12 protein-coding genes are annotated in these 14,213 nt (G+C 31.1%); 10 read left to right on the plus strand and 2 right to left on the minus strand.

The window, feature by feature from the left end; translation table 11 throughout:
• Positions 1 to 4: 4 nt before the first annotated feature.
• The 10 genes from RT99_RS17075 (at position 5) to RT99_RS17120 (ending at position 11,948) form a co-directional block, all read left to right on the plus strand.
• Complete coding sequence (locus RT99_RS17075) at positions 5 to 886, plus strand: hypothetical protein (RefSeq protein ID WP_042565936.1); 882 nt, start codon at positions 5 to 7, stop codon at positions 884 to 886.
• A 24-nt stretch (positions 887 to 910) separates the two neighbouring features.
• Positions 911 to 2,221 carry an alpha-1,2-fucosyltransferase gene (locus RT99_RS17080; RefSeq protein ID WP_042565937.1) on the plus strand — a complete coding sequence of 437 codons (1,311 nt, stop codon included), beginning with the start codon at positions 911 to 913 and terminating at the stop codon, positions 2,219 to 2,221.
• A 1-nt stretch (position 2,222) separates the two neighbouring features.
• On the plus strand, positions 2,223 to 3,395 hold the full coding sequence (locus tag RT99_RS17085) for a glycosyltransferase family 4 protein (protein WP_042565938.1): 1,173 nt from the start codon (positions 2,223 to 2,225) through the stop codon (positions 3,393 to 3,395).
• The gene (locus RT99_RS17090) at positions 3,395 to 4,939 is read left to right on the plus strand and encodes a glycosyltransferase family 2 protein (RefSeq protein WP_042565939.1); all 1,545 of its coding nucleotides are present in this window, start codon (positions 3,395 to 3,397) and stop codon (positions 4,937 to 4,939) included. The genes RT99_RS17085 and RT99_RS17090 overlap by 1 nt, the downstream gene beginning before the upstream one ends.
• Positions 4,936 to 5,937 carry a glycosyltransferase family 2 protein gene (locus RT99_RS17095; RefSeq protein WP_042565940.1) on the plus strand — a complete coding sequence of 334 codons (1,002 nt, stop codon included), beginning with the start codon at positions 4,936 to 4,938 and terminating at the stop codon, positions 5,935 to 5,937. The genes RT99_RS17090 and RT99_RS17095 overlap by 4 nt, the downstream gene beginning before the upstream one ends.
• The gene (locus tag RT99_RS17100) at positions 5,934 to 6,917 is read left to right on the plus strand and encodes a glycosyltransferase (RefSeq protein WP_042565941.1); all 984 of its coding nucleotides are present in this window, start codon (positions 5,934 to 5,936) and stop codon (positions 6,915 to 6,917) included. Before RT99_RS17095 ends, RT99_RS17100 begins: the two co-directional genes overlap by 4 nt.
• Before the next feature lie 2 nt (positions 6,918 to 6,919).
• A complete protein-coding gene (locus RT99_RS17105) occupies positions 6,920 to 8,038 on the plus strand; it encodes a glycosyltransferase family 4 protein (protein ID WP_042565942.1) in 1,119 nt (372 codons plus the stop codon).
• Entirely contained in the window at positions 8,035 to 9,123 is a 1,089-nt protein-coding gene (locus RT99_RS17110) for a glycosyltransferase (RefSeq protein WP_042565943.1), read from the plus strand. The genes RT99_RS17105 and RT99_RS17110 overlap by 4 nt, the downstream gene beginning before the upstream one ends.
• Positions 9,124 to 9,141: 18 nt before the next feature.
• On the plus strand, positions 9,142 to 10,482 hold the full coding sequence (locus RT99_RS17115) for an O-antigen ligase (RefSeq protein ID WP_042565944.1): 1,341 nt from the start codon (positions 9,142 to 9,144) through the stop codon (positions 10,480 to 10,482).
• Between the two features lie 71 nt (positions 10,483 to 10,553).
• Complete coding sequence (locus RT99_RS17120; protein WP_042565945.1) at positions 10,554 to 11,948, plus strand: exopolysaccharide biosynthesis polyprenyl glycosylphosphotransferase; 1,395 nt, start codon at positions 10,554 to 10,556, stop codon at positions 11,946 to 11,948.
• Here the strand turns inward: RT99_RS17120 and RT99_RS17125 are convergent, their stop codons facing one another.
• Complete coding sequence (locus RT99_RS17125) at positions 11,949 to 13,085, minus strand: DUF4105 domain-containing protein (protein WP_042565946.1); 1,137 nt, start codon at positions 13,083 to 13,085, stop codon at positions 11,949 to 11,951. It abuts the gene before it with no gap.
• Positions 13,086 to 13,121: 36 nt separating this feature from the next.
• Positions 13,122 to 14,186: a PorV/PorQ family protein gene (locus RT99_RS17130; protein WP_256365476.1), complete on the minus strand. Its 1,065-nt coding sequence runs from the start codon at positions 14,184 to 14,186 to the stop codon at positions 13,122 to 13,124.
• Positions 14,187 to 14,213: the final 27 nt, after the last annotated feature.

Below are 14,213 nucleotides of genomic sequence, written 5' to 3' on the forward strand. Positions count from 1 at the left end.
ATTTATGAAACGGTTTTTAATTTTTACAGGTAAAATAATTCTTATTACAATTTTGATTTCAGTTGTATTAGACGGAATTTATACAGCAATTTTTATGCGATCTAAGGATCGTGGAAAAATTGAAACCGTTTTTAATTCAAAGGCTGAAAACTATGATGTGGTTATTTTAGGTTCATCAAGAGCAAATAATCATTTTATACCACAAATGTTTCAGGATAAAGGCCTAAAAACGTTTAATTATGGAATGAGCGCCGCGCATTTATTTGAAGCTTCCCTGATGTTAAAATTAATGGTGGAAAGAAAATGGAAAATTAAAAATGTTATTGTTGAAGCAGATCTTAATCTTGCAATTGGTCATAGGTCTAAACCAATTTCATCAAAGTTTTTGCCTTACATTCATAATTCAACTGTAATAAGAGATCATTTTAAAGATGAGGAAAGCTTTAATGAAATGTATTATCTGCCATTTTATAGATATATAAAATACGATTCTAAAATAGGTTTTAGAGAGGCGTTTTTTACGCTCATTCATAAAAAAACTAACGCTTTAGAAAATCTTGGTTTTTATCCGTTGCAAAAAAATAAAAATGGTAATATGAAAAACAATATTGTCAAATTAAATCCTTTGCCTCACAATAAATCTTACGAAGAAATTAAAAGTATATGTAAAGCTAATAACATTAATCTGATTGCTGTAATGACTCCTATGTGCGAAAATGTTAAGGGGATGGATTATTTTGATAAAGTAAAAAAAGCATATCCTGAAATTCATAATTATGAAAATGCAGTAACGGATGATAAATATTTTTCGTCTTGCGGCCATATGAGTGATGAGGGAGCCAAAATCTTTACAGCCAGAATTCTAAAAGATTTTTTTAATAAATAACTTAAGTAAAAAGATCTTTTTAAGATGATAACATACTCTAAAATAGGAAAGAAAGGAAATTTGGGAAATCAGCTTTTTCAAATTGCATCTACTATTGGTTTGAGTGTTGCAAATAAGCAGCAATATGCTTTTTTAGATTGGAAATATCAGCAGTATTTTAAAAATAAATTACCACTTTTAACATCTGATTTTTCAAACTTTATAAATGCTGAAGAGAAGGAATATAATTTTCATGAATGGGATATAAGAGATGGAGATTATGATCTTTCCGGTTGGCTTCAAACTGAAAAATATTTTGATAAAGGATTAACCAAACATCATTTTGAGTTCTCTGATTCTTTAACTAATCATATTAAAAAAAAATATGAAAGTGCTTTTACGAAACGAACCATTTTGCTTTCAATAAGAAGAGGCGATTTCGTAAATCATCCGGATTATTTTCAATTGCCAATTAACTACTATTTGAATAGTTTAGCTCAATTTTTTCCAAATTGGCAATCCTGCAATTTGATCATTTTAAGTGATGATATTAAATATTGTAAGTTTCATTTTTCTTTTTTAGAAAACGCCTTTTTTGGAGAAGATTTAAATGGCATAGAACAGCTTTGCCTAGGTTCATTGTGCGATGATTTTATAATAAGTAATTCTACTTTTTCGTGGTGGACAGCCTGGCTGGGGGAAAAACGAGACTCCAAAATAATAAGACCATTAAAGAATTTTGATGGCGCAAAAAGTCAGGAACTTAATGATAAAGATTTTTTCCCGGAAAGGTGGATAAAATACAATCATACAGAAGAGAGAATTAAACTTGAAGATGTAGTTTTTGATATCAAAAGCAAAAAAAACACTCAAGAAGTTGCAGCATATATTTCGACTTATTTTGATGTGGAAATGAATCTAAACCAGAGTGAAACTGAATCCTCCAAAAACACTTATGTTTTAAAGAAAGATTATTTTTTACCTCCTTTGGTAATTTATTCGTCTTATTTAAAATTGAAAGAAGATTCAAATACTTTAGTTGTCAATAACGTAGTTAGATCCTTTAAAGTTTCTAAGCCATTAAACTATAAAGATTTTCTTTTACAAAAAGACTTCGGTTTGTTTTCGACTATTTTTTCATTTTCGAAAACTAAAGAAAACTTAAAGACTCAAAATCCTGACATTTATTTAAAAAGAAATAACAATACAGTTTTTGAGCCAAAAGAATCGATATTATATTTTTCAGCAGGACAATTTTGTGCAATCGGAGCGTATGGTTATAGTTTAAAAAAGTTAGCGAAAAGAAAAGAAATAGAATTAAAAAGAACTATAAAAAAAATACTTTCAATAAAATAATATGGCAGCAAAGCTACATGTCGCATACATTGTGTCTCATTATCCTCATAAAGCTTTTGGCCACGATGGCGGATTAGGAACCAGCGTTTACAACTTAGTTGAAAAACTTAGAATGAGCGATGTTCAGGTTTCTGTTTTTGTATACGGACAAAAAAATGAGTTTGTTCTGGAAGAAAATAATGTAACGATTTATAGTCTTACTGATAGTAAAGTGAAATTTCTTAAATTTTATTTTAACAGAAAAAAGATAGAAAAGTTTATCAATAATAAAATTCAGGAAAAGGATATCAATATTATTGAAGCTCCGGATTGGACAGGAATTACGGCTTTTATGAATTTTAGAATTCCACTGATAATTCGTTTTCACGGAAGTGATGCTTACTTTTGCCATCTCGAAAACAGAAAACAAAAGCCTAAAAATTTCTGGTTTGAAAAATTAGCCATAAATGGAGCAAAAGCTTTTATTGCGCCAACAAGCTTTGCCGGTGAAGTATCAAAAGAACTATTTAAAATAAAAAACAAAGAGATAAAAACGATTCATTACGGATTAGAATTAAAAAAATTCAAAAACGATTCTCCTTTAATTTATGAAAAAGGGATTATTCTCTATGTAGGCACATTAATTAGAAAAAAAGGAGTTTTAGAATTACCCGAAATTTTTAATAAAGTGCGAAAAGAATTTCCGGAAGCTAAACTGGTATTAATTGGCAGCGATGCTTCTGATATAAAAACAAAGTCAGGTTCTACTTGGCAATTAATGCAAAGTCAGTTTAAAGCTGATGATTTAGAACATGTAAATTATTTAGGTAAAATTCCATATAACGAAGTTCAGAACCATATTAGAAAAGCAAATATTTGTGTTTTTCCAACTTTTGCAGAAACTTTAGGAATGGTTACCATAGAATCAATGGCCATGCAAAAAGCCGTTGTTAATAGCAATATTGGCTGGGCACAAGAACTTATTATTGATGAAGAAAGTGGTTTTTTAGTACATCCGGAAAATCATAATTTATACGCCGAAAGAATTATCCAGCTGTTAAAAGATGACACATATTGTTTAAAAATTGGTCAACAAGCCTTAACAAGAGTCGAAACCAAATTTGATATTAATAAGGTAGTGCTTGAGAATATAGCTTTTTATGAAAAAATAATCGATCAAAACAGAAAGCACTAATGATTGTTATTTATCATCAATACAATAAAGTTGTAGCAATAGAACGTGAAGGAAAAAGTATTGCTTTTTCTCAAGCTAGTATTGTTAAAACGCTCTTTGAGGTTGCTTCACAATATCCGGGCGACTTACTAATTTGGTGTCATATTGATTTTAAATCAAACCTTAATTTTTCTAAGATTCAGGATATATTTCACCATTCAAAAATAATGGCGTCTTATAATCCTTTTCAGGATTCGTATTTGCCAGCGGCGATTGGTTATGTTGAAGAATCACCGTTTATAAAAGTCAATAAAAAAGTAGCATATCCAACCTGGCAAATGAGCAGTTGCATTGGGGGTATTCACGCTTCAGTTTTAACAGCATTACAAGGTAATTTTTATACAATCAAAGATTTTGATTATTTCTTGCATTCAATAGCAAAATTACTAATGTCAAAAGGCTTATTGTGTTATTCTGAGCCTGATTTACTGATAACTTTTTCAGAGATAATTCAGAAACAAAAAAACAGCATATTTCTATTATTTCGATTTGTAAAACAACATTATAAAACGAGTTGGATTTTTTTGCTTTTCCTGAATTTTTTGTTGTACGAGAAAAAAATAAAGTTCCTGCCGCTTATTTTTAGTTTCTTTTATTCCAGAATAAAAATAAATGAAAATTTGCTGAATGATATCAAAATTCAATCTGCCAGAAAAGTAATTGAGACGGGAAATATAGACGTTATAATACCGACCATTGGGAGGGAAAAATACCTCAAAGATGTATTGACAGATTTGTCTTTGCAAACACATTTGCCAAAAAACATTATAATTGTCGAGCAAAACCCAGAACCCGAAAGTGTATCAGAACTCGATTATCTTATCAGTCAATCGTGGCCATTTTATATAAAACACATTTTTACGCATCAGCCTGGCGCTTGTAACGCAAGGAATTTGGCTATAGCCGAAATAAAAAATGAGTGGGTTTTTATGGCAGATGATGATATACGACTGGAAAAAAACTTTTTAGAACTTTGTTTTTCTTTTATAGAAAATTTTGGTGCAGAACAAGTTACGTTTGGATGTTATGCTCCGGGATATCCTCAGAATAAAAAAATAAACCAAAAATTTCAATGGCCAAATTTTGGTTCCGGTTGCAGTATTGTAAAATCAAAAAATATAAAAGACATACTTTATAACATTGGTTTTGAATTTGGGTATGGTGAAGATACCGATTTTGGAATGCAGCTAAGAAATTCAGGTTTTGATATCCTTTATGCCCCAAATCCGGAAATTCTTCATCTTAAAGCTCCCATTGGAGGTTTTAGAACAAAACCGGTTTTAGCCTGGCAAAAAGATGTAATTCAGCCTAAGCCATCTCCAACAGTGATGTTGTACAAAATATTAAATCTGAGTAAGCAGCAAATTAATGGATATAGAACAGTGTTGTTTTTTAAGTTTTATAAAGCACAAGCCATTAAAAATCCATTTTTATACTTCTCTACTTTCAATAAACAGTGGAAGCAAAGTGTATATTGGGCTAATGAATTAAATAATAAAAAATGAAATTTTCGTTAATTATTTGCACATATATGCGTCCAGAGCCGTTGCTTAATTTATTGCATTCGGTTCAGAATCAAATCCTGTATCCTGATGAAATAGTAATTGTTGATGGTTCTGTAAACGAAGAAACACAGGAGGCTTTAAATAATAAAGAATTTCAGAATCTTAAATATTTCTTAGTTTCTGATGCACACAGAGGGCTTACAAAACAACGAAATTTCGGAATTTCTAAAGTGGCAGAAGATTCAGAAATTGTTTGTTTTTTAGACGATGATACTGTTTTAGAACCTGATTATTTTGCAGAAATAATAAAAACGTTTCAAACAAATAATGATGTTTCAGGAGTTGGTGGAGTAGCTATTAATGAATACAAATGGAAACTTCAGGAAGTAAATGTTTTATATAATAAAAACAAATTTTATTTGTTTGAAGGTTACTATTATAAAGAAGGTCTGCGTAATGTGATGAGAAATTATCTTGGTCTTGCCTCAAATTTAGGACCCGGAAAAATGCCGAATTATTCACATGGCAGAACATGCGGGTTTCCAATGACAGGAAAAACGTATGAAGTAGATTTGCTGATTGGCATGTCGATGTCTTTCAGGAAAAGTGTTTTTGATAAGATTAATTTTTCAAGATTTTTTGAAGGTTACGGTTTATACGAAGATGCAGATTTTAGTTTAAGAGCTTTGCAATTTGGTAAAAATGTAATTAATACAAAAGCACATTTGTCACATTTTCATGCCGAATCAGGAAGACCAAATAAATATAAATATGGTATAATGGTAGTAAGAAACGGCTGGTATGTTTGGAGAATAAAAAATCCAACACCCGGTTTTAATGATCGTTTTAAATGGAATGCCATTATAATATTATTAACTGTCATTAGATTGAGTAATGTAATTACAGAAACAAAGAAAAAAGAAGCGTTTACAGAAGCAATGGGTAGAATCGTTGGCTGGTGGAGTTTGCTGTTTAATAAACCAAAATTTACGAAATGAAACCTAAAGTTTATATTTACGGTCTGTGTGATGTTTTTTATGACGGATACTATATTAAAGGTTTAAGCGAAGTATTTGGAAAAGTACAATATAGCATTTCAAAGTTTCCACGATTCACGCAGGGAACTTTTGCCTTTATAATTGAAGATGGTAATGGGGCTGTTAAAAACGTAATAATAGATTCTAAAGATTCATCCCAAATTGATGAAAAAGCTTTGGATTGGTGTTCTGTTTATGGTAAAGTAAACTATAATATCGAAAATTTAGAGAATATCAACAAGGATAAAATTATAGCAATTGGTCCAAGCTTTGGTATTAAAATTTGGAATTTCGTAGAAACAATTTATTATTTAATTTTAAATTTTAGCAGGTTTAGAGATTCAATTCCTTATAAGCGTGGTTTTATTGCCAATTATTGGCGGCAGTATAAAAGATTTACTTTAAAAAAATATAAAAATGATTCGTCTTCAGATAATTATGTTTTTTTTATGAATAGTATTTGGAAACAAGAACCTGAAACAAATAATAATCGTGCATTGTTTATAAAGTCCTGCAAAGACAATACAAAAGTATCTTTTGAAGGCGGATTTGCTGCTCGAAAAGATGGCAATAATTTAGGATTAGATGATTTAGTTTACTCCCAGCGTATTTCTTTAAAAATTTACCTTCAAAAAATTAAAAAGTCTGCATTTGTGTTTAATACACCTGCCGTACTTTCATGTCACGGTTGGAAATTGGCCGAATTCTTAGCCTTAGGAAAAGCAATAATTACAACACATCATTACAATAAATTACCGGCAGAATTGCTAGCTAATAAGCACGTACTTTATGTCAATAATAGTGATGATATAAAAGAAGCAATTAATAAATTAACAACAGATGTTGATTTAAAAAGAAAGTTAGAACTTGAAAGTAGAGAATATTTTGATAAATATTTGGCTCCGGAAAAAGTTATTACAAGATTGTTAGAAAAGATATAAAAATGAAATTTATAATAATAACACACGTCATACATATTCAGGACAACAATCAGTATTTGGGCTATGGTCCTTATATTTCTGAAATGAATATATGGCTAAAATATGTTGATGAAGTAAAAATTGTTGGATCATTAATAAAAAAAACTCCAACAGTAATTGATATAGCATACAAGCACCAAAAAATTGATTTTGTCAGCGTTCCAAGTTTTAGTTTTACTAGTTTAAAAAATAATTTAATTTCAATTTTTAAATTACCGATAATTTTTTGGAGAATATTCGGAGCAATGAAAGATGCAGATCATATTCATTTGCGTTGTCCGGGAAATATTGGTTTAGTGGGATGTATTGCACAAATATTTTTTCCAAATAAAATAAAAACGGCCAAATATGCCGGAAATTGGGATCCAAAAAGTAAGCAGCCCTGGACATACAAACTGCAAAAATGGATTTTGAGCAACACTTTTCTAACTCGAAACATGCAGGTTTTGGTTTATGGTAATTGGGAAAACCAATCCAAAAACATAAAGCCCTTTTTTACCGCGACATATTCAGAATCTGAGAAAGAGACTTTTCAAAAAACAGGATTTGAGGAAACTATAGAATTTGTTTTTGTTGGAAGTTTGGTTGCGGGTAAAAATCCGATATACGCCGTAAAATTAGTAGAACAACTAATTAAAAAAGGACACAACCTGGTTTTGAATTTGTACGGAGAAGGAATTGAAAGGAGTGTTCTGGAACAATATATTCAGGAAAACAAACTCGAAAAAAATATTATCCTGCATGGTAATCAGGATAAGGAAACAATAAAAAAAGCTTATAAAAAGAGCCATTTTGTGCTGTTACCTTCTAAAAGCGAAGGCTGGCCAAAAGCAGTTGCAGAAGCTATGTTTTGGGGATGTGTTCCTGTTGCCACAAAAGTTTCATGCGTTCCTTTTATGCTTGATAATGGGAACAGAGGTGTTTTGTTAGACATGGATCTGGATAAAGATGTGGCTGATATGGAAGAGATACTTGCAAATGAGACAGCCTTTTTTAATAAAAGTAGATCAGCTACAGAATGGTCGCAAAAATATACAACTGATGTTTTCGAATCTGAAATTAATAAGCTTTTAGGAAAATGAGAATTGTACAAATTATAGATTCCCTAGAAGCTGGTGGAGCTGAAAGAATGGCGGTAAATTACGCAAATGCTTTAGCTAAAAAAATATCATTTTCAGGTTTAATAGCCACAAGAAAAGAAGGAACATTAAGAAGTCAAATCGATTCGAAGGTTTCTTACTTGTTTTTAGAAAAGAAAAAAGCTATTGATTTTCAGTCTGTTTTTCGTTTAAGAAGTTATATTAAAAAGAATAAGATTGATGTTATTCAGGCACATAGTTCTTCTTTTTTTACAGCTGTTTTAGTAAAATTAACGTATCCCAAAATAAAAATTATTTGGCACGATCACTATGGTATTTCACAGGATTTGTCTTCCAGGAAAAAAACAGGTTTAAAGTTGGGGTCATTCTTTTTTTTGGGTATTATTTCTGTGAATTCAGCTTTAAAAGAATGGGCAATAAATAGTTTATCGTGTTCTAATGTTATTTATTTTCCAAATTTTATTGAAGATTCTTTTAATTCAAACGAAGAGTTGGTTTTAAAAGGTGTTGAAGGAAAAAGAATTATTTGTGTAGCCAATTTACGTCCCCAAAAAAATCATAATTTAATAGTAGATACTGCGAATTTATTTAAAGATAAATTCCCTGACTGGAGTTTTCATTTATTTGGTAAAGATTTTAAAGATGCATATTCCGAGGATTTAAATAAAAAAATTATTGATTTAAAACTTGAAAATACCATTTATTTTTACGGAACAACGAATAATGTAAGTTCGGCATTAAAACAATGTCAGATTGGTGTTTTAGCATCATTATCAGAAGGACTTCCATTAGCTGTTTTAGAATATGGATTACATAAATTACCAGTTGTTGCAACAAATGTTGGCGAAATTTCGAAGGTAATTAGTAATGAAAAAGAAGGTTTAGTTGTAGAATCCAATGATTTGAACCAATTTGCAGATTGTATTCAAAAATTGATAAATAATGAAACCTATCGAATAGATATGGGAATGAATTTAAATAGAAAAATACTTTTAAATTACAGTCAGGAAGTAATTCTTAAAGATTATGTTTTATGGTTGCATTCTTTGACTAATTTTGGCATTTAATATAGTATTTAAAAATAGATGAAGAAAACCTCACTATCATATGGTTATATAATTTTGATCCATGCATTAATTGCTTTAGCAGTTTTTGCACTTCCTTTTTTATCAAAAATTTATGCCATTGTAGTACCCGTAGTTGGTTTTTTAATTGTTGTCAAAAAGCAAAATAAAAACAATGAAGTTCTTGTAGTCGCAGCCTATATGGTTGGAGTGGAGGTTTTTTTGCGAATGACAGGAGGGAATTTTAATAATGAATTTATTAAATTTAATATTATTGGTTTTATGCTTTTGGGAATGATTTATAGTAATTTTTCAACAAAGGCCTTTGTCTTTTGGTTTTTTTTAATACTCTTAATTCCGGGTATATTGATGGCAGTAGCAGTAGCTAATTTTAATACAGACATCAGAAAAGCATTGGTTTTTAATTTATCTGGCCCTGTTTGCTTAGCCATTTGTGCTGTTTATATGTTTAAACGAAATGTTTTGTTTTCAGATCTGCAAAATATAGTCATGGCAATGGGGTTTCCAATATTTACAACTGCAATTTACTTATTTCTATACAACCCAAGTGTGAAAGATGTAGTGACGGGAACACAATCTAATTTTGCAACTTCTGGGGGATTTGGTCCTAATCAGGTTTCTACAGTTTTGGGATTAGGAATATTTATCTTTTTTGCACAGCTGCTTTTATTTTCAAAATCAAAAAAACTAATGTTTTTAAATGGGGCTTTGTTACTGTTAATTAGCTTTAGAGCCATAGTTACTTTTTCGAGAGGTGGTGTAATTACTGCGGTTGTTATGATTATGTGTTTATTGTTCTTGTTGTACTATTTTTCAAGTCCAAGAGGCAAAAGTAAATTTACAACAGTCTTCATCGTAACGATTTTAATGGGAATTGGACTCTGGAGCTACAGTTATTTGCAAACTGGCGGGTTGATAGAGAAACGTTACGCAAATAAAGACGCCAAAGGGCGAACCAAAAAAGATCGTTTGGGAGGAAGAGAAGAAATCATAGATACAGAATTGAAACTTTTTGTAGATAATCCTATTCTTGGGGTAGGAGCAGGAATGGGAAAACAAGCGCGAGAGGAATCTTTTGGTATGGAAGCTGCCTCTCATAATGAAATTTCACGTATGTTAAGCGAGCATGGGTTATTTGGTGTTATGGGGCTTTTTATATTATTTGTTACACCATTTATTCTTTACTTCGATAACAAACAGCATTTATATTTTCTTTCCTTTTATGTTTTTTGGCTTCTTACTATAAACCACGCAGCCATGCGTACGGCAGCCCCAGCTTTCGTTTATGCTTTGACATTATTATCGGTCAAAGTAAAGATTCCTGAAAAACCTGAAAATTAGGTAGTTTATATTCTTTTTTTTATAATACATTTGTTCTACGTTTTAGCCCCAAACCAAAACCAAATAAACCAATGTTTACAAAAAATAAAATTCATTTCGAGATATCGGAAAGAAAAGTGTTGCTACATGCTTTCGATGCTTTTTTTGTCCTGTTTACGCTATATCTCTTAAATCTGCTTTTTGATTTTCAGTATTTCCAATTTTCAATTACAAATTATTACAGAGAGATTGTTCTAATATCCTATATACACATTTTCGGCTCCATTTTCGAGATGTATAACCTGCAGGTTGCAAGTAATCAGTTTCAAATTCTTAAAAGTACTGTTTTTACCGCAACAACTACTGTGTCAGTTTATCTGTTAACACCTGTTTTATCTCCGGAATTACCCAAAAGCAGAATTGCAATTGTAATATTTTATTTTGCTGTTTTGTTTGCCTTATTAGCATGGAGATACATATATGTTTTTTTTCTGGCTTCTCATCGTTTTGTTCAAAATGTAGTTTTGATATGTGATAAGAACCAGGTTGAAGAACTGGTTTTAGGACTCGAAAATGTTGATCCGCATTATAAAATAATTGGTTTTGTAAATTCAGATTCAGATTGTGAAAAAGATTTAGATTTTCATTATGTAAAAGAGATTAAAAAGGAAAATCTGGAAGATTTTGTAATCAACCACAATGTTGCCGAGATTGTCATTGCTTCTCAAAAAACAGACGGAATTACAGCCGATTTATACCAGCAATTACTCCATTTGCTGCAATCAGGAAATATTATTCGGGAGTATACGCAAGTATACGAAAGTAAAACACAGCGTATCCCGGTTCAGTATATTGCCAGAGATTTTTACCGTTTTTTCCCTTTTAGCCGTAGCAATAATAATAAATTGTACCTGTTGCTGGCACGAGTGCTTGAGTTCTTTTTCTCGTCTGTAGGTTTGTTGATATGCATGGTTTTGATACCATTTATATCTTTTGCAAATCTTTTAGGAAACAAAGGAAAGTTATTTTACACACAAGAGCGAGTAGGGAAGAATGGTGATGTTTTTAAAATCTACAAATTTAGAACCATGGTCGAAAACTCTGAAGCAAACGGTGCCGTTTTTGCAACTGCTTCAGATAAGCGTATTACACCATTTGGCAAGTTTATGCGTAAATCGCGGATTGACGAATTACCACAGTTTTTTAATGTTTTAAGAGGCGACATGGCAGTAATTGGACCAAGACCCGAACGTCCGTTTTTTGTTACTGAAATAGCACAGATAATGCCGTTTTATGAAACAAGACACGTCATAAAACCAGGACTTACAGGCTGGGCACAGGTAAATTACTCTTATGGAGAATCAATAGAAGAGAGTTTGATAAAATTACAATATGATTTATATTACATCAAACACCGAAGTATATTTCTGGATTTAAGCATCACCTTTAAAACAATTACAACAATTGTTTTTTATCGCGGACAATAATTAGATAATGATAGGAATACGTTTTTTGTTTCGTATTGCTACTCTTACCAAAACAAAACCACTTGTAATTATCATTGGTAAAACAATTATAAAATGAGCTTTATTGATCATAAAGATGCTATAGATTACTAAGAAAATCAAATGTAAAACCGCAAATCGATAGGTCCATTTTTTGTTTTTGGCAATGGAGAGAAAAATCAAAATAAGCAAAAGCGGACTAAATAAAAGAACATTGTAGTTCATTGATAATTCCAGGTGGAAAGAATAGAAACCAACACAAACAAAAAAGATTCCCATTAAAGATAAAACTAAAAGATAAATTTTGTCTACAGTTTTATTGTGCGCTAAAACTATAAAAGCCAAAATGATGAGGTAAGAATAAATATTGTTCCACCATGAAGTCGGCGTTTCTTTTTCGAAAAAAATAAGTGTTTTGCTTTTGGAAACTAAAGGTTTATTTTGAAAACTTACTTTCTCTAAACTGTTCTTTAATTCAAATGGCAAAAATATTCTCGTTCCTAGTTGATCTACTTTTGTTCCGAAAATAATGCTTGTGCCTAATTTTTCGTAAAAATGACCATCAAAATAAGGGTATAAAATAGATCTGTAAGTAATGTCTGTGTCGCCTTTTTTCACAATTACATTTTCATTCAAAGTGTTATTGATAATATCGACAACCATCGAAGTGCAATTTTTATCAATAAATTTATAGGTGTAATAGCGGTCTTCAGAAAGCAAAGTGGCATTTAATTTATCAAAAAGCTTTTGTTTTAAATCCTGCGAAATAAGCAATTCCTGCTCAAAAACACTTCTTTTTTCAATATTATATTCCTCCATAAATTCAGAGAAAGAGTGTGTGATTACAAAGTATTGTAAGTCTCCCTTGGTGAATTTTGCAACGAAATTTGGAGTTCTAAAATCAAAAGCGCCATAATTATAAACAACATCAAGATTATTTGCCGGATCAGAAACCCTAATCGCCGTATGTCCGAAATAGGAATAGGTTTCGTTTCCTAAACCACAAGTAAGAACGCTAATTCTTGCATCTTTTGATAGAGGTACACTTTGGCCAAAACCAATACTGAAACTTAGTAATACTAATAAATTAAAAAGTGTTTTAAAATTGACTTTTTTCATGATTAAAAATTTTAAGAAGTTTGATGGTTTTTAATTTTATCTAAAGATACCTAAATCTACTTTCAAAGAAAAAATATTCGAATACAAAGCAGTACTTTGGTTTCCTAAGTCAGTCAGAGCATAATCAACCTGAATGCCTTTGTATTTAAATCCCAAACCAATATTGGGTTGGAAATTTATTTTTTCAGTATTATCCAATTGTGTAACATTTTGGAAATTTCCGGCTCCGGCTCTTAAAAAAACAAGCTCAGTATATCCAAATTCAAAACCTACTGCCGGATCAATGCTTACTACTTTTGATGATATAATATCGTTTGTTTGTTCAAAACGCATATTCAAATTTGTAGCAACCAAAAGACTGTAATCGTTATGAAATTCTATCTTTTTTGAAACTCCTAATTGTGCTTTTGGTAAGGTGATTTCAGTACTTTCAGGGAGTTCAGTATTTTGTCCCGGAATTGCATTGGCAATTTTTTCGTATTCTTCTTCATCAATATTCCAAACATTATAAGTCGTTGTAATATCACGAAGCATTAAACCAAATTTCCAATCGTTTTTTTCAAACTGCAAACCAAAATCAAAGCCAAATCCCCATGAATTGGCAAATTTTCCAATAACACGTCGAATTATTTTTGCATTTACGCCATATTGAAAACCTTCAACAGGCAATTTTCTTGCGTATGAAAAAGTAAAACCATAATCGGCGGTCGAAAACAAGCTAATTCTGTTATAATCAATATTTCCCTGGCTGTCAATTAATTCTGTTGTGTCCATTATATCATCAACACCAAAACGAATCATCGAAATTCCCCAGGCACTTCTGTCATCAATCGGGCTTGCATATCCTATATAATCATATTGTGCAATATTAGCAAAGTAATTGGCGTGCATTAATGAAATCTGATGATCTTCAAGATGTGTCAAACCTGCCGGATTCCAATATACTGAATTTACGTCTTCTGTAGAAGCAACTACAGCGCTCGACATTCCTAATGCTGCGGCGTCAACACCAATGTTCATAAACTCATTCGAATATTTTCGAACAGTTTGTGCATATTGTGTAAAACTCCAAAATAATAAAAGCCCAAAAAGTTTCTTCAACGGATTTTTTTTTGCAAACCGAAGTCT

It is taken from the genome of Flavobacterium sp. MEB061 (genome assembly GCF_000834715.1).
GTDB classification, from domain to species: Bacteria; Bacteroidota; Bacteroidia; order Flavobacteriales; family Flavobacteriaceae; genus Flavobacterium; species Flavobacterium pectinovorum.

Bases quoted from the DNA above. Each gene is read 5' to 3' on its own strand.
- RT99_RS17090 (WP_042565939.1), top strand. From the start codon at position 3,395: ATGATTGTTATTTATCATCAATACAATAAAGTTGTAGCAATAGAACGT.
- RT99_RS17115 (WP_042565944.1), top strand. From the start codon at position 9,142: ATGAAGAAAACCTCACTATCATATGGTTATATAATTTTGATCCATGCA.
- RT99_RS17105 (WP_042565942.1), top strand. From the start codon at position 6,920: ATGAAATTTATAATAATAACACACGTCATACATATTCAGGACAACAAT.
- RT99_RS17110 (WP_042565943.1), top strand. From the start codon at position 8,035: ATGAGAATTGTACAAATTATAGATTCCCTAGAAGCTGGTGGAGCTGAA.
- RT99_RS17075 (WP_042565936.1), top strand. From the start codon at position 5: ATGAAACGGTTTTTAATTTTTACAGGTAAAATAATTCTTATTACAATT.
- RT99_RS17085 (WP_042565938.1), top strand. From the start codon at position 2,223: ATGGCAGCAAAGCTACATGTCGCATACATTGTGTCTCATTATCCTCAT.
- RT99_RS17095 (WP_042565940.1), top strand. From the start codon at position 4,936: ATGAAATTTTCGTTAATTATTTGCACATATATGCGTCCAGAGCCGTTG.
- RT99_RS17120 (WP_042565945.1), top strand. From the start codon at position 10,554: ATGTTTACAAAAAATAAAATTCATTTCGAGATATCGGAAAGAAAAGTG.
- RT99_RS17080 (WP_042565937.1), top strand. From the start codon at position 911: ATGATAACATACTCTAAAATAGGAAAGAAAGGAAATTTGGGAAATCAG.
- RT99_RS17100 (WP_042565941.1), top strand. From the start codon at position 5,934: ATGAAACCTAAAGTTTATATTTACGGTCTGTGTGATGTTTTTTATGAC.
- RT99_RS17125 (WP_042565946.1), bottom strand. From the start codon at position 13,085: ATGAAAAAAGTCAATTTTAAAACACTTTTTAATTTATTAGTATTACTA.